The following is a 19133-nucleotide window of genomic DNA, read 5'->3' as shown; positions in this document are numbered from 1 at the left end:
TCACAGCACCTTGCCGGGATTCAGGATGCCGCCGGGGTCGAGCGCGGCCTTCAACGTGCGCATCAGCGCGATTTCCGAATCGCTGCGCGTGTGCGCGAGATAGTCGCGCTTCAGCACGCCGATCCCGTGTTCGGCCGAGACCGAGCCGCCCATCTCGCGCACGATCGCGTAGGTACGGCGATCGATCTCGTCGGCGTCCGCGTCGGTCATCGCGGCGAGCGACACGCCGATATGCACGTTGCCGTCGCCGACATGGCCGAAGAACAGACACACGATATCGGGCCAGCGCGCACGCAGCGCCGCGTCGCAACGTGCGGCGAATGCGCCGAGGTCTCCGGTCGGCAGACTGACGTCGAAATTCACCAGATTCGGCAGTGCATCGATGGCAAGCCCTTCGCGCAGCGTCCACAAGTCGCGTGCCTGCCGCTCGGACGTCGCGAGCGCCGCATCGTCGGCAAGCCCGGCGTCGATCGCATCGGCGAGCGCCGTTTCGAGCGCGGCGCGCGCGTCGCGCCCCGGCGCGCTCGTTGCGCATTCGATCAGCACCGCAAAGCCGCCGTCGGCCGCGAACGGTGCCGCGACACCCGGCGTATGACGCGCGACGTAGTCGTAGAACGCGGGCCACATCGCTTCGAAGCTGACGAGTTCCGGCAACGTGCGCATCCGGTTCCACAGCGCGACGACGGCCTCGTAGTCGCGCACGCGGCACAGCGCCGTGGCCGGCGCGGCGAGCTTCGGATGCAGCCGCAGCACGGCGCGCGTGACGACGCCGAGCGTGCCCTCGCTGCCGATGAACAGCTGCTTGAGGTCGTAGCCCGCATTGTTCTTCAGCATCCGGTTCATCGACGAGACGACCGTGCCGTCCGCGAGCACCGCTTCGAGCCCGAGCACCTGCTCGCGCATCGTCCCGTAGCGGATCGCGCGCGTGCCGCCCGCATTGGTCGCGAGCATCCCGCCGATCTGGCACGAGCCGCGTGCGCCGAGATCGACGCCGAACGTGAAGCCGGCGGCATCGGCTGCTTCCTGCACGACCTGCAGCGGCGTGCCGGCGCGCACGGTGAGCGTGCCCGCCGCCGCGTCGAGCGCGTCGATGCCCGCAAAGCGCTCCATCGACAGCACGACTTCGCCGCCGAGCGCGACCGCGCCACGCGCGAGGCCGGTGAGCCCGCCCTGCGGCACGACGGGCTGCACAAGTCGCGTACAGAGCGCCAGCGCGCGCGACACCTCGTCGACGCTGCGCGGGCGCACCAGCGCACGCGGCCGCACGCCGGGCCGCTCGTTGTACGCGGTGAAGTAGCGCGGCTCGATGTCGGCCGCGCGCGTCACGCATTCGTCGCCGAGCTCGGCGACGAGCGCCGCTTCGAGCGCGGTATCCGACAGCCGCGCCGCGCGCGGCGTGCCGCGCGCGGCGGCCGTATCCGGCATCGACATCGTGCGGTCCCGCTTACTTCGCCGAGATGTCGATGTCGCCGAAGTACTTGCGGCCGAGCGACTTCACGGTGCCGTCCGCCTTCAGCTTGTCGATCGCCGCGTCGAGCTTCGCCTTCAGCGCGTCGTCGCCCTTGCGCAAGCCGAACGCGATGCCGCTGCCGAGGATCCGGTCGTCGCGCACCGGCTGACCGACGAACGAGAAGCCCTTGCCGTCCGGACGCGACAGGAACCCGCGCTGGCCGGCCGGCGCGAGCACGAGCGTCGCATCGAGGCGGCCGGCGACGAGATCGGCATAGGCCTGGTTCTGATCCTGATACGCGACGATCGCGACGCCGGCCGGCTCCCAGTGCGCCTTCGCATAGGTTTCCTGAATCGACGCCTGCAGCACGCCGACGCGCTTGCCCTTCAGCGATTCGGGCGTCGGCAGCAGCCCGCTGCCGGTGCGCGCGATCAGCTGCGTCGGCACGCGGTAGATGATCGTCGTGAAGTCGATCGCCTGGCGGCGCTGCTCGGTCGCGTTCATCGCCGAGTTGATCGCATCGAACTTGCGGCCCTTCAGCGCCGGAATCAGCCCGTCGAACGAGGTCTCGATCCATTTGCACGTCAGCTTCGCGGTTTCGCACACCGCATTGCCGACGTCGATGTCGAAGCCCTGCAGTTCGCCGTTCGGCGCTTTCGACTCGAACGGCGGATATTGCGCCTCGAGGCCGAAGCGCAGCGTCTGCGCGTCGGCGACGGCCGCGGCGGAACCGAGCGCGCATGCGAGCGCGATCGCCAGTTTCAGGGAGTGCGTGGGTTTCATCGTGATCTCCTGTTGTCGATTGCAGCGGCGGGGGCGCCGCGCCTACAGCGAACGCAAGCGCCGCGCGCCTTCGATCAGCGTCGCGTCGTCCTTCGAGAAACTGAGCCGGATCAGGCCCGCATCGGTGCCGTCGGTATAGAACGCCGACAGCGGAATCGTCGCGACGCGCGCATCGCGGATCAGCCGCAGCACGAAATCGCTGTCGCGCTCGTCCGAGAAATGCCGGAACCGCGCGAGCATGAAGAACGAGCCCGCGCTCGGCAGCAGCTCGAACCGCGAATCGGCGAGCTCGCGCGCGAGCAGGTCGCGCTTGGCCTGATAGAACGCGGACAGCCCGAGGTAGCTGTCCGGGCGCGCGAGGATGTCGGCGAACGCGATCTGCATCGGCGTGTCGGCCGAGAACACCATGAACTGATGCACCTTGCGGATCTCGTCCATCAGCGCGGCCGGCGCGAGACAGTAGCCGACGCGCCAGCCCGTCACGTGAAACGACTTGCCGAACGACGACACGATCACGCTGCGCTCGGCCAGCTCGCGGTGCCGCGCCATGCTTTGATGCAGCGCGCCGTCGAACACGACGTGCTCGTACACCTCGTCGGACAGGATCACGATGTCGGTGCCGCGCGTGAGCTGCGCGAGCCGCGCGAGATCGTCGCCCGACAGCACGGTCGCGGTCGGGTTGTGCGGCGTGTTGACGACGATCATGCGCGTGCGCGGCGTGATCGCGGCCGCGACCTCGTCCCAGTTCACGCGGAAATCCTCGGGCGACAGCTTGATCGCGACCGGCGTCGCGCCCTGCATCCGCACGATCGGCGCGTAGCTGTCGAACGACGGCTCGAAATAGATGACCTCGTCGCCCGGATGCACGAGCGCGCTGATCGCCGCGTAGAGCCCTTCGCTCGCGCTCGCGATCACGGTGATCTCGGTGGCCGGATCGTAACGGGTGCCGTACAGCGTCTCGGTCTTCTCCGCGAGCCGCTCGCGCAGCGCCGCGACGCCGGCCATCGGCGCGTACTGGTTGTGGCCGTCGCGCATCGCGCGCGCGACGCCCTCGACGAGCGCCGGATCCGGCGCGAAATTCGGCGCGCCCTGCGACAGGTTCAGCGCGTCGTGCTGCGCGGCGAGCTGGCCGATCACGGTGAAGATCGTCGTGCCGACGTCGGGCAGTTTCGAACGGGGCGCAGTGGCGCTTCGCATGTCTCCTCCTCCTTCCGGTGTCTGTCGGGCCGGCCGCACGCTCGCGCGGCCTGCGCGTTCCGCATGATTTAGCCCGAGCCAATATCGGCGGACAACCGAAAGTTCGTCATGGCGGCCATGCATTTTGCTCATGGCGAACGAGGAAAACGGTTCAGCGGCCGGGCACACCGGCGGCGCCGGCATGCGCGTCGGGCATTGCCGGCTACGGCCGGCGCGCTCAGGCGGGCAGCACGGCCAGATACGCGCGCAGCGCCGCGTGCAGCTCGCCGCGCAACGCGGCGGCGTCCCACGCGGGGCCGAGCGTCAGCAGCGCCTGCGAGATGCCGCCGTAGCAGATCGTATGCGCCATGCGCGCGATGGCATCGAGACGCGCAGCCGGCGGCGGGTCCGCCGTGTACGCGAGCGCGTCGCGCCACAGCGCGACATACGCGTCGTAATGCCGGCGATACGCGACCAGCGACGACACCTGCCGCTCGAGCGCGAACAGCAGGCTCCACAGCGCCGCGTCGCCGGCAGCCGCATCGACCTGCAGATCGACGAAGGCGGCGGCCAGCGCGGCGCGCGCCTCGCCGCGCAGCGCGTGCGCCGCCTCGCGCAGCCGCTCGGCCAGCGCAAGCACGTGACGGTGGATGCAGAAGGCCGCGAGGCTCTGCTTGTCGCCGAAGTACTCGTAGAACGTGCCGACGCTGACGCCGGCCACCGCCGCGATCTCGCGGATCGTCGTCTTCGCGTAGCCGCGCTCGCGCAAAAGCTGAACGAACGCCTGCTGCAGCGCGTCCGAACTCGCGCGTGCGCGCGGCTGCCGCGGCCGGCGGCGCAGCACCGGCGCGGAAGGCGCCGCGGGCGAGCCGGACGGCGCGGGAACCTGAACATGTCGCGGCGGCATATTTGCTACCCTCGAATTCGAGACGAACGCGCTTCGTCGCGCGGCCCCACGCGGGTCGAACGCGCGGCCGCGCCGACAGGAGACATTCGATGAGCGAACCGACCCACGTCGTCACGAACCAGTTCGACGAACTGGTCGACTATAACCCGTTCGCGACCGACATCGCGCTGCGCGACGCGCTCGCGCGCGCAGGCGCGGACTGGGCCGTGCCGCAGCTCGACGCATACGGCGCGCGGCTCGGCAGCGCCGATACCGCGCGGCTCGCCGACGAAGCGAATCGCCATACGCCGGAACTGAACGTGTTCGACCGGCGCGGCCGCCGGATCGACCGCGTCGAGTTCCATCCCGCGTGGCACGCGTTGCTCGGGCTGTACCGGAACGAAGGCTTCGTGTCGCTCGCGTTTCGCGATACGCGGCGCGGCCGCTGGGCCGCGACCGCCGCCGGCTTCTATCTGCACGGGCAGATCGAGGCCGGCACGCTGTGCCCGGCGACGATGACGCAGGCCGCGATTCCGGTGCTGCAGAAGGAGCCCGCGCTCTGGGAAGCGCTGCGCGACAAGCTGTACAGCGACGACTACGATGCGCGCGACGTGCCGATCGCCGACAAGCGCTCGATCTGGTTCGGCATGGGGATGACCGAGAAACAGGGCGGCTCGGACGTGCGCGCGAACACGACGCTCGCGACGCCGGCCGGCGCGGGCGGACGCGGCGGCGAATACCGGCTGCGCGGCCACAAGTGGTTCTTCTCGGCGCCGATGTGCGACGCGCACCTCGTCGTCGCGCGCACCGAAGCCGGCAGCCCGTCGTGCTTCTACGTGCCGCGCTGGCGGCCGGACGGCACGAAGAACGCGGTCGAGATCCAGCGTCTGAAGAACAAGGTCGGCAACCGCAGCAATTCGAGCAGCGAGATCGAGCTCGACGACGCGTGGGGCATCATGCTCGGCGACGAAGGGCGCGGGATCCCGACCATCATCGACATGGCGACCTACACGCGGCTCAACTGCGTGCTCGGCAGCGCGGCGATGCTGCGCCAGGGCGTCGTGCAGGCGATCGCGTACACGCGCCAGCGCCACGCGTTCGGCCGCGCGCTCGCCGAGCAGCCGCTGATGCGCACGGTGCTCGCCGATCTCGCGCTCGAAAGCGAAGCCGCGCTCGTGCTCGCGATGCGGCTCGCCGATGCGTTCGAGCACGACGACTCGCCGCGCGAGCGCGCATGGAAGCGGATCGTCACGCCGGCCGCGAAATTCTGGGTCTGCAAGCGGGCGGTCGAGCTGACCGGCGAGGTCATGGAAGTGTTCGGCGGCAACGGCTACGTCGACGACGGCCCGATCGCGCGGCTGTTCCGCGAGGCGCCCGTCAATTCGATCTGGGAAGGCTCGGGCAACGTGATGTGCCTCGACGTGCTGCGCGCGGTGTCGCGCGAGCCCGATTCGGCTGCCGCGCTGTTCGCCGAACTGAGCGAGCTCGGCGCCGGCGAACCGCGCATCCGCGCGGCGCTCGACGCGCTGCGCGCGATGCTCGCCGCGCCGGCCGACACGCTCGAGGCGTCGGCGCGCCTGTTCGCCCAGCGGCTCGCGCTAACGGCCCAGGCCTGCCTGCTGCGACGCGATGCGCCGGCGGCCGTGTCGGATGCGTTCATCGCGACGCGGCTCGGCGAAGCGTCGTGGGGGCGCGTGGCCGGCGCGTTCGACCCGCATGCGATCGACGTCGGCGCGCTGCTCGAGCGCGCGTATCCGCAGTGACGGCGCGCCCGATTCGCGAATTCGCGCGCGTGTCGCGGGTACCGGTCGATGCGGCGATACGGCGCTCGACGAAGTCAAGTCGCCGCCCCATCGCTCGACCGCCGAAAAACAAAACCCGCCGCGAGCGCTCGACGCTCGCGACGGGTTCCGAATGCCGGACCGGCGCCGCGGGATCCCGCGGCCCGGCCGTCATGCTGCTGTAGCTACACCGTGCGGCTTACTTGCCGCCGATGCTCTTCAGCGGCTTCCACTCGCCCTTCTCGACCTTGTACATCGTGATGCCGCCGTTCTTCAGGTCGCCCTTCGCGTCGTACGCGACATGCGTCGACGTGACGCCGGCCATGTCGGTCTTCGCGAGCACCGGCAGGTACTTCGCCGGATCCGTCGAATCGGCCTTCTTCATCGCGTTCAGCATCGCCATCGCGCCGTCGTACGAGTACGGCGAGTAGGTCTGCACGTCTTCGCCGAAGCGCTTCTTGTACTTCTCCGCATACGCCTTGCCGCCGGGCATCTCGTCGAGCGGCAGACCGGCCAGCGACGCGATCGTGCCTTCCGCCGCGTTGCCCGCGATCTTCAGGAACGTCGGCGTCTTCACCATTTCGCCGCTCATCAGCGGCGCCGTGATGCCGAGCGCCTTCATCTGCTTGACCATCGGCGCTGCCTGCGAATCCGCGCCGCCGTAGTAGATCAGGTCCGGCTTCGCGGCCTTCAGCTTCGTCAGGATCGCCTTGAAGTCGACGGCCTTGTCGTTCGTGAACTCGCGGTCGACGATCGTCGCGCCGCCGGCCTTCGCGGCCTTCTCGAACTGGTCGGCGAGACCCTGGCCGTACGCGGTGCGATCGTCGACGATCGCGATGCGCTTCATGCCGAGATCCTTCGATGCGAACGTGCCCGCCACCGAACCCTGCTGCGTGTCGGACGTCATCATCCGGAACGTCGTCTTGTAGCCCTGCTGCGTGTATTCCGGCGCCGTTGCCATCGCGATTTCCGGAATGCCCGCGTTCGCATAGATGCGCGAAGCCGGGATCGTCGTGCCCGAGTTGAAGTGGCCGAGCATGCCCTTGATGCCGTCGTCGACGAGCTTCTGCGCGACCGTCGTGCCGGTGCGCGGGTCAGCCTGGTCGTCCGCCGTTTCGAGCACGAACTTGACCGGCTTGCCGCCGATCTTCGGGTTCGTCGCGTTGAAATCCTCCAGCGCGAGCACGATCCCGTTCTGCATATCCTTGCCGTAGTGCGCCTGCGCGCCCGTCATCGGCCCTGCGTAACCGATTTTCACGTCGTCCGCGTGAGCCGTCCCCGCCAGCGACATGACAGCGACGAACGTCGCGCCTGCCAGCTTTTTCATCGTGTGTTGCATAGCATCTCCTAGGTACCAGGGTAAGTGGAGCGGCTTCGGGATCGCCTTGCCGCTTCCATTGTTTGAGCCGAGCGGCAAGGATGGTCAGCCGATCGTCATCAAATTCGCATTGCCGCCCGCCGCGGCCGTATTCACGCTGACCGAGCGCTCGGTCAACAGCCGCTCGAGCGCGTAGTCCTCCGCGTCGCCGTGCTCGAACGCGCCCGCGGACACGCCCTGCACCGACACGATCGGGCCCGGCCGCTGCGCGACTTCCTTCACGAGCGTCAGCAGTTCGTCGCTGTCGCCTTCGAACAGCACCGCGTCGAACGCCGCGTCGGCCTGCTTGCGCACCGTCGCATGCGCCTTCAGCGAGGCGGGCAGCGCGGCGACCAGCGCCTCGCCGGCCGCGCCCGAGAACAGCGCGCGGTTGCCGGTCGCGAGCACCGCCGCGAGCTGCGCGCGTGCGCCGGACGGCGTCGCTGCGACGCACAGCACCGTGCCGCGCGGGCCGAGTGTATACGTGTTTCGCTCGCCCGTCGGCCCCGTCAGCACGGCGGTCGCGCCGGCCGGCACCTGCGCGAGGTAGCCGTCGCAGCGCGCGGCCAGCGCCGGCTCGCGCTGCTCGATCAGCCAGTCGCGCAGTGCCGTGAGCGCCGCCGCCGGGTGCGCACGCTCGCCGCCTTCCACCGCGCCGTCCGCGACGAGCGACTGCGCGAGCGAACGCGGCAGGCCCGACGGACGCGTCGCGAGCAGACGCTGCAGATACAGCGCGCCGCCGGCCTTCGGCCCGGTACCGGAGAGCCCTTCGCCGCCGAACGGCTGCACGCCGACCACCGCGCCGATCACGTTGCGGTTCACGTAGATGTTGCCGACGTGCGCGCGCGAGATCACGTGCGCGATCGTCTCGTCGATCCGCGTATGGATCCCGAGCGTGAGGCCGTAGCCCGTCGCGCGGATCTGCTCGAGCAGCTTGTCGAGCTGGCTGCGGCGATAGCGCACGACGTGCAGCACGGGGCCGAACACTTCGCGCTTCAGTTCGTCGATGCTGCCGATCTCGATCAGCGTCGGCGGCACGAACGTGCCGTGCGCGCACGCTTCCGGCATCGCGAGCTGCGTGACCGCATGGCCCTTGTCCTTCATCGTCGCGATATGTGCGTCGATCGTGCGCTTCGCGTCCGCGTCGATCACCGGGCCGACGTCGGTCGACAGACGGTCCGGGTTGCCGAGCGACAGTTCCTGCATCGCGCCCTTGAGCATCGTCAGCGTGCGATCGGCGACGTCGTCCTGCAGACACAGAACGCGCAGCGCCGAACACCGTTGACCGGCCGAGTCGAACGACGACTGCATCACGTCCGCGACGACCTGTTCCGCGAGCGCCGACGAGTCGACGATCATCGCGTTCTGGCCGCCCGTTTCGGCGATCAGCGGAATCGGCTTGCCGTCCGGGTCGAGGCGCGTGGACAGCGTCTTGTTGATCAGGCGCGCAACCTCGGTCGAGCCCGTGAACATCACCGCGCGCGTGCGCGGATCGGCGACGAGCGCCGCGCCGACCGTCTCGCCGTCGCCCGGCAGCAGCTGCACCGCGCCGGCCGGCACGCCGGCCTCGCGCAGCAGGCGCACGGCCTGCGCGGCGATCAGCGGCGTCTGCTCCGCAGGCTTCGCGAGCACCGTGTTGCCGGCCGCGAGCGCGGCGGCGACCTGGCCCATGAAGATCGCGAGCGGGAAGTTCCACGGGCTGATGCAGACGACCGGGCCGAGCGGACGATGCGTATCGTTCGAGAATTCGCCGCGGATCTGCGCCGCGTAGTAGCGCAGGAAGTCGACCGCTTCGCGGATTTCCGCGATCGCGTTCGGCAGCGACTTGCCGGCTTCGCGCACGATCAGGCCCATCAGCGTGTGCATCTGCGCTTCGAGCAGATCGGCCGCGCGCACGAGGCAGTCGGCGCGTGCATCGACCGGCGTCGCCTGCCAGATCGGCGCGGCCGTGACCGCATGCGCGAGCGCCGCGCTCACGTGCTCGGCCGTCGCTTCGCTGACCGTGCCGACGATGTCGCGCTGGTCGGCCGGATTGCGTACGTCGCGCGCCGGCGCGTCGGCGAGCGCGTCGTCGGCGAGCATCGGCGCCGCGCGCCACGGATGATGCGCGCTCGCGAGCAGCGCGGACGACAGCGACGCGAGACGATGCTCGTTCGACAGATCGAGGCCCATCGAGTTGGGACGCTCGTCGCCGTACAGGTTGCGCGGCAGCGGAATCTTGGGATGCGGCGCGCCGAGCGGCACGACCTTCGATGCCTCGTCGACCGGATCGGCGACCAGTTCCTTCACCGAGACGGACTTGTCGGCGATGCGGTTCACGAACGACGTGTTCGCGCCGTTTTCGAGCAGGCGACGCACGAGATAGGCGAGCAGCGTCTCGTGCGTGCCGACCGGCGCGTACACGCGGCACGGACGGTTCAGCTTGTCGCGGCCCGTGACTTCCTCGTACAGCGGCTCGCCCATGCCGTGCAGGCACTGGAATTCGTACTGGCCGGGGTAGTAGTTCTGGCCGGCCAGGTGATAGATCGCGGCCAGCGTGTACGCATTGTGCGTCGCGAACTGCGGATACACGGCATCGGGCGCCGCGAGCAGCTTCTTCGCGCACGCCAGATACGACACGTCCGTGTAGATCTTGCGCGTGTAGACCGGATAGCCCTCGAGCCCGTCGACCTGCGCGCGCTTGATTTCGGTATCCCAGTACGCGCCCTTCACGAGCCGGATCATCAGACGATGACGGCTGCGGCGCGCGAGGTCGATCAGATAGTCGATCACGAACGGGCAGCGCTTCTGGTAGCCCTGCACGACGAAACCGATTCCGTTCCAGCCCGCGAGATCGGGATCGAAGCACAGCGCCTCGAGCAGGTCGAGCGACAGTTCGAGACGATCGGCCTCTTCCGCGTCGATGTTCAGGCCGATGTCGTAGCGGCGCGCGAGCAGCGCAAGCGCGCGCACGCGCGGCAGCAGCTCGGTCATCGTGCGTTCCTGCTGCGAACGCGAATAGCGCGGATGCAGCGCGGACAGCTTGATCGAGATGCCCGGCCCTTCGTAGATGCCGCGGCCGCCGGCCGCCTTGCCGATCGCGTGGATCGCCTGCTCGTACGACGCGTAGTAGCGCTGCGCATCCTCTTCGGTCGTCGCCGCTTCGCCGAGCATGTCGTACGAGTAGCGGAAGCCGCGCGCTTCGTACTTGCGGCTGTTCGCGAGCGCTTCGGAAATCGTCTCGCCGGTGACGAACTGCTCGCCCATCAGGCGCATCGCCATGTCGACGCCCTTGCGGATCAGCGGCTCGCCGCCGCGGCCGATCAGGCGCGTGAGCGCGGACGACAGCCCCGCTTCGCTGTTCGTCGTCACGAGCTTGCCGGTGATCATCAGCCCCCACGTCGCCGCGTTCACGAACAGCGACGGCGCATGGCCGACGTGCGAGCGCCAGTCGCCCTTGCTGATCTTGTCGCGGATCAGCGCGTCGCGCGTCGCGCGATCCGGGATGCGCAGCAGCGCTTCGGCGAGGCACATCAGCGCGACGCCTTCCTGGCTCGACAGCGAGAACTCGTGGATCAGCCCTTCGACGCCGCCGCCCGAGCTCTTCTCGCGCAGCGCCTCGACGAGCCTGGTCGCGAGCGACTGCACGTCGGCCTGCAGATTCGCGGGCAGACGCGCCTGGCCGATCAGGAACGGCACGCACTCCGGCTCGGGCCGGCGATACGCGGCCGTGATCGCCGCGCGCAGCACCGACTGCGGCTGCACGTTCTGCGCGAACTCGAGGAACGGGTGCGGCGAGTTGTCGTCCTCGCCGTCCGTCGCGTGCCCGTCGGCAAGATCCGCGACGCCGCTGTGGCCCGACAGCTCGGGCGGCAGCTGGCCGTGCTCGATCCGCTCCAGATACGCGAAGATCGCCTGCTTGATGAGCCAGTGAGGCGTGCGTTCGAGACGCGTGGCCGCATCTTTCAGACGTGAGCGGAGAAGGTCGTCGACTTTGACGCCGAGGGTCGTGCTTGCCATGGTGGGTTCATGCGCCGGCGCAAGGCCGGCAATGTGGTGTGAGAGGATGCGCGAAATCCTACGGCACGCAATAAAAAGGTGCAACCGAATTTCAAGACGGGTTGCACCATCGGTTTAATCAATATAATCAGACACTTATCCGGTCGCAACCTAGGGGTTGCCCGTGGTCGGCGAATCGGTGTTTTCCCTGATCGGGCGCGTCCGCGCGCCGCCGCGCCGTCCGGCGTGCGCGGACGGGCGACGAAAACGGGTTGCACTGGGATGGCCGCGTGGCCGCGGCGGATGTAAGGAAGAAGCGGCACCGGGAGCAAGCGCGCGCCGCTGCGGCGCGTCAGATGTCGAGCGGATCGACCTCGACGCTCCACCGCAGCACGCCCTTCAGCGCGCGCAGTTCAGGCTGCCATGCGCGCAGCGCATGCTGGAGCGCCGCACGCGACGCGCTTTCGAGCAGCAGTTGCGCACGATGGACGTTCGCGACCTTGACGATCGTCATCGGCACCGCATCGTAGACGGTCACGCGATCGGCGCCCGGCAGCCCGGGCAGCGCGGCCGCGGCCTGCTGCAGAAACGCGAGCGCGGCATCGAGCGTGCGCGCTTCCGCGCGCAGCAGCGCCTGATAGACGAACGGCGGCAAATGGGCGTCGCGACGCTCGCCGAGCGTCGAGTTCGCGAAGCCGACGTAATCCTGCCGCGCGAGCGCGTGATAGAGCGCGTGACGCGGGTAGCGCGTCTGCACGAGCACCTCGCCCGGCAGCCCCGCGCGCCCGGCGCGGCCGCTCACCTGCATCAGCTGCGCGAACAGCCGCTCGCTCGCGCGGAAGTCGTGCGAGAACAGCGCGGTATCGGCGTTGAGCACGCCGACGAGCGACACGCGCTGGAAATCGTGCCCCTTTGCGATCATCTGCGTGCCGACCAGGATGTCGACTTCGCCCGCGTGCACGTCGGAAAACAGCGCCTGGGCGCTGCCCTTGCGGCGCGTGCTGTCCGCGTCGATGCGCAGCACGCGCGCGCCCGGCACGGCTTCGGCGAGCGTCTCCTCGATACGCTGCGTGCCGCGCCCGAGCGGCGCGATGTCGACGTTGCCGCATTCGGGGCACGAGCGCGGAATGCGCGCTTCCCAGCCGCAGTGATGGCAGCGCAGCGCATGCTCGGGTTTGTGCAGCACGACATAGGCGCTGCAGCGTGGGCATCCTGCGACCCAGCCGCACGCGTCGCAGGCGAGCTGCGGCGCGTAGCCGCGCCGGTTCAGGAACACGAGGCTCTGCTCGCCGCGCTCGAGCCGCGTCTTCAGCGCGGCGATCAGCGGCCCGGACAGCCCGCCCGTCGATGCGCGCCCGCGCCGCCGCTCCTCTTCGAGGTCGATCAGCCGCACCGTCGGCAGGACCGCATCGGCCACCGCGCGGCGCGACAGCGTGAGCCGCGTGTAGCGTCCCTGCTCGGCCTGCCACCAGCTCTCGAGCGAAGGCGTCGCCGAGCCGAGCACGACCGGAATGTCGAGATGCTTCGCGCGCCAGACCGCGAGATCGCGCGCCGAATAGCGCAACCCTTCCTGCTGCTTGTACGCCGGTTCGTGTTCCTCGTCGACGACGATCAGCGCGAGCGTCGGCAGCGACGCGAGCACCGCGAGCCGCGTGCCGAGCACGATGCGCGCGCGGCCCGTATGCGCGGCGAGCCAGTTGCGCGCGCGTTCGCCTTCGGCCAGGCCGCTGTGGAGCGTGACGATCGCGTCGTCGGCGAGCGTGCCCGCGAAGCGCGCGCGGAACGCGGCCTCGAACTGCGGGGTGAGGTTGATTTCGGGGACGAGCACCAGCGCCTGCGCATCGGGGCGCGTGTCGAGCAGCGACGCGAGCGCGTGCAGATAAACCTCGGTCTTGCCGCTGCCGGTCACGCCGTGCAGCAGGAACGGCGCGAAACCCCGCGCCGCGCGGATCGCGTCGAGCGCTTCCGCCTGCTGGTCGGTCAGCGCCGGCGGCACAGTTCTTCCACCGGTTGTCGACAGGTTATCCACACCGTTGGGCACAGGATTGCCCACAGCCGCGTCCGACCAGCCGATCTCCTGCACGTCGACCCAGCCGCGCGCCGCCCAGTCGTCGAGCGTCGCGGCCGCCTTCGGATGCAGCGCGCGCGCGTCGGGCAGCGTCAGCGCGTCCGCGTCGGCGAGCGCCTGCGCGAGCCGCCGCAACGCCGCGGCGCGCGCCGGCAATGCGTCGGGCAGTGCCGCTCGGCCGGCGTCGGTGAGCCGGTATCGCACTTCGGGCGCGAGCAGCCGCCCCCAACGCTCCGCGTCGCGCAGCGCCTGCGGCAGCGCCGGCAGTGCGACTTCGCCGCGGCCGCGCTGATAGTAGTCGGCCGCGAACGACACGAGCGCGAGCCAGTCGGCCGACAGCGGCGGCAGCTCGGTGCAGACCGCGTCGATCGCCCGCAGCCGCGCCGGCGGCACGTCGGTGTGAGCCGTCACTTCGCAGACGAGGCCCACCGCGCGGCGTTTGCCGAACGGCACCTGCACGAGCGTGCCGGGGCCCGGCGGCGGGTCGACGTCGCATCGGTAGTCGAACAGCGTCGCGAGCGGATGGTCGAGCGCGACGCGCAGATACGTGCCGCTCATCGCGCGGCTCCGGCGGCCGCTGCGGCGGTGGCACAGACGGTATAGGCGCGCGTCCGCATCGCGTCGGCGAACTTAAAGTAAAACTTCAGATTCGGCGCTAAGTTTTGGATTCTCATTAGGAATCGCCGTATACCCTGCACGACCTGTGGATAACTTTGTTGAGAACTTGCGGTCCTTTACGCGCGCCGCGCGCCGTGTCGCGCTTGCCGCTGCTTCCGCCCGACCTTCGGCGGGCGCCGCGAAGCCTTATCCCACAAGGCTGCTATTCAAATTCCCGAATCATAGCGGGACGGATGGACCGACATCGGACTCTACCGCGGTGCAACGAGGAAAATGTGTATAAGTCAAGTCTTGACAAGCATCGAATCGGCAGCCGGTGCGGGGTTGCGCCCTGTTTAGCGCCGGCTGCGCAACGCCGTCACGCTGCACCGCAGCATGGCGGCGCTTGCGTTCAGCGCGCGGCTCCGCTACGGATCGTGCGGCTGTGGCGATGCACTTCGTCGACGAGTTCGGCGACGTGCTCGGGCGGCGTGAACTGCGAGATGCCGTGGCCGAGATTGAACACGTGGCCCGGATGATTGCCGTAGCTGTCGAGCACCGCACGCGCCTGCTCGCGCACGACGGCCGGCGGCGCAAACAGGATCGTCGGATCGAGGTTGCCCTGCAGTGCGACGCGGCCGCCGACACGCTCGCGCGCGGCGCCGACGTTGACCGTCCAGTCGAGCCCGACCGCGTCGACGCCCGTCGCCGCGATTTCCTCGAGCCATAGCCCGCCGCCCTTCGTAAACGTGATGACCGGCACGCGCTGGCCCTCATGCTCGCGCTTGAGCTGTGCGACCACGCGGCGAATGTAGTCGAGCGAGTAGCGCTGATACGCACCGTCGGCGAGCGCGCCGCCCCACGTGTCGAAAATCATCACCGCCTGCGCGCCCGCCTCGATCTGCGCGTTCAGATACGCGGCCACCGCCTGCGCGTTCACGTCGAGAATCCGGTGCATCAGGTCGGGACGCGCATACGCCATCGACTTTACGGTGCGGAAATCGTCCGAGCCGCCGCCCTCGACCATGTAGCACGCGAGCGTCCACGGGCTGCCGGAGAAGCCGATCAGCGGCACGCGCTGGCGGCCCTGGCCATCGGTGAGCGCGCGCCGGATCTCGCGTACCGCATCGGTCACGTAGCCGAGCGTCGCGCCGATGTCGGGGACCGCGAGCTTCGCGACGTCGGCCTCGGTGCGCACCGGATGCGCGAACTTCGGCCCTTCGCCGACCTGGAAGTCGAGGCCGAGGCCCATGGCGTCGGGAATCGTCAGGATGTCGGAGAACAGGATCGCGGCGTCGAGCGGAAAGCGCTCGAGCGGCTGCAGCGTCACTTCGGTCGCGAAATCGGGATTCTTCGCGAGGCCGAGGAAGCTGCCGGCCCGCGCGCGCGTCGCGTTGTATTCCGGCAGATAGCGGCCCGCCTGGCGCATGAGCCAGATCGGCGTGTAGTCGGTCGGCTCGCGCAGAAGCGCACGCAGGAAGGTGTCGTTGAGCAGGGTATGGGCCACGGTGTGAGCGACGGTGCGTAGGCAAACCGGCATTTTACCGGACAGCCGCGCTCGGACTGCGCGTGCCCGCGCGATGGCGGCCATATGACGCGCGCGATGGCTCCGTTATGATCGGACGCTCATATCGAACCGAACCCAGGAGGAGACAGATGAAGACACTCGCCACGATCGCCGCGGCTGCGATGCTGTGCTGCGCCGGCGCCGCGCAGGCGGAAGGCGCCGGCGCTTCCCGGCTCGACGACGTGCTCGCGCGCGGCACGCTGCGCGTCTGCACGACCGGCGACTACAAGCCGTATTCGTACTACCGCACGGACGGCCGCTTCGAGGGCATCGACATCGACATGGCCGAATCGCTCGCGAAATCGCTCGGCGTGAAGCCCGACTACGTGAAGACGAGCTGGTCGAACCTGACCGCCGACTTCGTCGCGAAATGCGACATCGCGGTCGGCGGCGTATCGACGACGCTCGAACGGCAGAAGCGCGCGTTCTTCACGCAGCCGTACGTCGTCGACGGCAAGACGCCGATCGTGCGCTGCAGCGACGTCGACAAATATCAGACGGTCGCGCAGATCGACCGGCCGGAAACGCGCGTGATCGTGAACCCCGGCGGCACGAACGAGCGTTTCGCGAAGCAGTATTTCACGCATGCGAACCTGACCGTCTATCCCGACAACGTGACGATCTTCAAGCAGATCCTCGCGGGCAAGGCCGACGTGATGGTGACCGACGCGTCCGAGACGCTGCTGCAGCAAAAGCTGAATCCGGGCCTCTGCTCGGTGCACCCGGACAAGCCGTTCCAGTTCGGCGAGAAGGCGTACATGGTGCCGCGCGGCGACGTCGTGTTCCAGCAGTACGTCGATCAGTGGCTGCACCTCGCGCTGTCGACGGGCGAATACCAGGCGATCTCCGATAAATGGCTCAAGTAACGGCATGATCGACGGCGATGCGCGTGCTTCGGTTCACGCGCTTCGCTTCGCGCGCCGGCCGCCGCACGCGCGTTCGAACTCACCTCGCCGATCGCCGCGCGTCGAACTGGCCGAACGGCCGACTGTTTTCGTCGACGATCACGTTTCAAAATCTTTCCAACGGATGAAGCGGCGATCGTCGTCGCTTGCACGCCGCGCATTTTCGGGCGTGCAAATCGACATTTCATCGAGCGTCATGCGCGTGAAAATCGCATTGCACGCACGCGATGAAAACGCATGAGAAAAGGTGGGTAAAAATGACCTTTTTCAGGATGCCGAAAACAGCAAAAAATCCCGGAAAGCCTTATCTGACGGGCGTTACAACCTGAAACACTTTGTTACCGCGATAGTCCATCAATTCGCCCACAATGGCCTCAACGGTTTCAACACGGATGCGGTCTCGTGTGCCAAGTGTGAGCGGACGCGAAGCGCTGCGAGCCAGTCGGTCACGTACCGAAGCCCTTCCGAGGGGCATCCTTGTTGGAGTCGTTTCCGGCCCCCCGCCGGATCCGGTTTCATCTTTGGTCTCCTCGCGCTAACCCCGTAGCGTGTGGTTTTTAGCGGGCTAATAAGCCCGCTTTTTTTCGTCCATCGAAAACGCAACGGCCCGAAGCAGGCCGCCGCGTTTCCCCTCTCTCCCGTTCAGCCGAATCGTCAGGCGGTCTTCTGCACGTCGAGTTTCAGCTCGTCGATCATCCGTTCGCGCATCACGAACTTCTGCACCTTGCCCGTCACAGTCATCGGCAGTTCGTCGACGAAGCGGATATAGCGCGGAATCTTGTAGTGCGCGATCTGCCCTTGGCAAAACGCGCGCACGTCGTCCTCGGCCATCTGCTCGTCCGCGCGCAGCACGATCCACGCACACAGCTCCTCGCCGTACTTCGGATCGGGCACGCCGAACACCTGCGCGCTCTGAATCTTCGGATGCCGGAACAGGAATTCCTCGATCTCGCGCGGATACACGTTCTCGCCGCCGCGAATCACCATGTCCTTCAGGCGGCCGACGATGTTGCAGTAGCCTTCCGCGTCGAGCGTCGCGAGATCGCCCGTGTGCATCCAGCCGTCGATCAGCACTTCGCGCGTCTTCGCGTCGTCGTCCCAGTAGCCGAGCATCACCGAGTAGCCTTTCGTGCAGAGCTCGCCCGTCACGCCGACCGGCACGATCTCGCCGCTCGGATCGACGATCTTCACCTCGAGATGCGGCTGCACGCGTCCGACGGTCGTCGTGCGTTTCTCGAGCGGATCGTCGGTCGAGCTCTGGAACGATACGGGGCTCGTTTCCGTCATCCCGTATGCGATCGTGATCTCCGACAAGTGCATCTGCGACACCACGCGCTTCATCGTCTCGATCGGACACGGCGAGCCGGCCATGATGCCTGTGCGCAACGTCGAGAGGTCGAACTTCGCGAACTCGGGATGATCGAGTTCCGCGATGAACATCGTCGGCACACCGTGCAGCGCGGTACAGCGCTCTTCGGCGACGGCCGCGAGCGTCGCGACGGGGTCGAACGCCTCGCCGGGAAACACCATCGCCGCGCCGGTCGACACGCACGCGAGCACCGCGAGCACCATCCCGAAGCAGTGATACAGCGGCACCGGAATGCAGAGCGCGTCCTGCTCGGTAAAGCGCATCGCCATCGCGATGAAGCGCGCGTTGTTCACGACGTTGCGGTGCGTGAGCGTCGCGCCCTTCGGGCTGCCGGTCGTGCCGCTCGTGAACTGGATGTTGATCGGATCGCTCGGTGCGAGCGTCGCACCGAGCGCGTCGAGTGCGGCCGAATCGACGCTGGCGCGCCCGCGCGCGATCACGTCGGCAAAGCGAAACATGCCGGGCGGCGCGACGTCGCCCATCGATACCACCGTGCGCAAGCTCGGCACGCGTGCCGCGCGCAGTTCGCCGGGCGCCGCGTTCGCCAGCTCGGGCGCAATCGTCTGCAGCATCTCGACGTATGCCGACGACTTGAAGCGTTCGGCCGCGATCACGGCCTTGCAGCCGACCTTGTTCAGTGCGTATTCGAGTTCCGCGAGCCGGTATGCGGGATTGATGTTCACGAGAATCGCGCCGATGCGCGCAGTCGCGAACTGCGTGAGCAGCCACTCGCTGCGGTTCGGCGACCAGATGCCGACGCGGTCGCCCTTTTCGATGCCGAGCGCCGCAAGGCCGGCGGCGAGCACGTCGATTTCGGCCGCGAATTCGCGCCAGGTCCAGCGCACCTGCTGCTCGCGGAACACGACCGCGGGCCGCTCGGGAAAGCGCTCGGCTGTGTCGCGCAGGAAGCGGCCGATCGTCGCTTCCGACAGCGGCACGTCGATCGCGCCGCGCACGTACGACAGTCCGTTCTCGGGCGCAATCAGCGCCCGTACGCCAAGGTCTGCTGCCATGAGTGTCTCCGTCCGTTTTTGTCTGAGCGGCGCGGGCCGGCCGGCTGCGCGGGCGGGCGCACCGCGGCGAGCCGCATCGCGGATGATGCCGCGCTCCGCTGACGACACTCTGACATCAAATCGCGGCGTCGGGATGAAATAGCACGACCGGACGCAACGATGCGCGCGCGCGGACCGAAACTGCAGGCGAAAAAAAAGCAGCC

The 19133-nt window shown here is 68.4% G+C and carries 12 protein-coding genes; 3 read left to right on the top strand and 9 right to left on the bottom strand.

Features of this window, described 5'->3' with window-relative positions; all coding sequences use genetic code 11:
* The 4 genes from NP80_RS13630 to NP80_RS13615 all read right to left on the bottom strand — a co-directional run bounded on the left by NP80_RS13630 (position 1) and on the right by NP80_RS13615 (position 4316).
* A complete protein-coding gene (locus NP80_RS13630) occupies positions 1–1431 on the bottom strand; it encodes an FAD-binding oxidoreductase (protein ID WP_006409571.1) in 1431 nt (476 codons plus the stop codon).
* A 13-nt stretch (positions 1432–1444) separates the two neighbouring features.
* Positions 1445–2233, bottom strand: coding sequence for an ABC transporter substrate-binding protein (locus tag NP80_RS13625; protein WP_006408111.1), 789 nt, complete (start codon positions 2231–2233; stop codon positions 1445–1447).
* Between the two features lie 42 nt (positions 2234–2275).
* On the bottom strand, positions 2276–3430 hold the full coding sequence (locus NP80_RS13620; protein ID WP_006408110.1) for a pyridoxal phosphate-dependent aminotransferase: 1155 nt from the start codon (positions 3428–3430) through the stop codon (positions 2276–2278).
* 217 nt (positions 3431–3647) lie between these two features.
* Positions 3648–4316, bottom strand: coding sequence for a TetR/AcrR family transcriptional regulator (locus NP80_RS13615; RefSeq protein ID WP_006408109.1), 669 nt, complete (start codon positions 4314–4316; stop codon positions 3648–3650).
* An 89-nt stretch (positions 4317–4405) separates the two neighbouring features.
* Here NP80_RS13615 and NP80_RS13610 point away from each other — a divergent pair, with 89 nt between their 5' ends.
* Complete coding sequence (locus NP80_RS13610) at positions 4406–6058, top strand: acyl-CoA dehydrogenase family protein (protein ID WP_006410806.1); 1653 nt, start codon at positions 4406–4408, stop codon at positions 6056–6058.
* 217 nt (positions 6059–6275) lie between these two features.
* On the opposite strand, the gene NP80_RS13605 is transcribed toward NP80_RS13610, so the two are convergent.
* The 4 genes from NP80_RS13605 to hemE all read right to left on the bottom strand — a co-directional run bounded on the left by NP80_RS13605 (position 6276) and on the right by hemE (position 15583).
* Positions 6276–7415, bottom strand: coding sequence for a branched-chain amino acid ABC transporter substrate-binding protein (locus NP80_RS13605; protein WP_006408106.1), 1140 nt, complete (start codon positions 7413–7415; stop codon positions 6276–6278).
* A gap of 84 nt (positions 7416–7499) precedes the next feature.
* Positions 7500–11432, bottom strand: a complete 3933-nt coding sequence (gene putA, locus NP80_RS13600) for a trifunctional transcriptional regulator/proline dehydrogenase/L-glutamate gamma-semialdehyde dehydrogenase (protein WP_006408105.1) — start codon at positions 11430–11432, stop codon at positions 7500–7502.
* Between the two features lie 331 nt (positions 11433–11763).
* Positions 11764–14037 carry a primosomal protein N' gene (locus NP80_RS13595; protein ID WP_006408104.1) on the bottom strand — a complete coding sequence of 758 codons (2274 nt, stop codon included), beginning with the start codon at positions 14035–14037 and terminating at the stop codon, positions 11764–11766.
* Between the two features lie 451 nt (positions 14038–14488).
* Positions 14489–15583, bottom strand: coding sequence for a uroporphyrinogen decarboxylase (hemE, locus tag NP80_RS13590; RefSeq protein ID WP_006408103.1), 1095 nt, complete (start codon positions 15581–15583; stop codon positions 14489–14491).
* Between the two features lie 149 nt (positions 15584–15732).
* On the opposite strand from hemE, the gene NP80_RS13585 reads away from it, so the two are divergent.
* Positions 15733–16509 (top strand): transporter substrate-binding domain-containing protein, encoded by a 777-nt coding sequence (locus NP80_RS13585; RefSeq protein WP_006408102.1) that lies wholly within the window; start codon positions 15733–15735, stop codon positions 16507–16509.
* A gap of 4 nt (positions 16510–16513) precedes the next feature.
* Positions 16514–16789 carry a hypothetical protein gene (locus tag NP80_RS13580; protein WP_006408101.1) on the top strand — a complete coding sequence of 92 codons (276 nt, stop codon included), beginning with the start codon at positions 16514–16516 and terminating at the stop codon, positions 16787–16789.
* Positions 16790–17202: 413 nt separating this feature from the next.
* On the opposite strand, the gene NP80_RS13575 is transcribed toward NP80_RS13580, so the two are convergent.
* Complete coding sequence (locus tag NP80_RS13575; protein ID WP_006410369.1) at positions 17203–18930, bottom strand: AMP-binding protein; 1728 nt, start codon at positions 18928–18930, stop codon at positions 17203–17205.
* Positions 18931–19133 lie beyond the last annotated feature (203 nt).

This window comes from Burkholderia multivorans ATCC BAA-247, assembly GCF_000959525.1.
Classification (GTDB): Bacteria; Pseudomonadota; Gammaproteobacteria; order Burkholderiales; family Burkholderiaceae; genus Burkholderia; species Burkholderia multivorans.
This window is presented reverse-complemented; position numbering and strand designations above follow the sequence as displayed.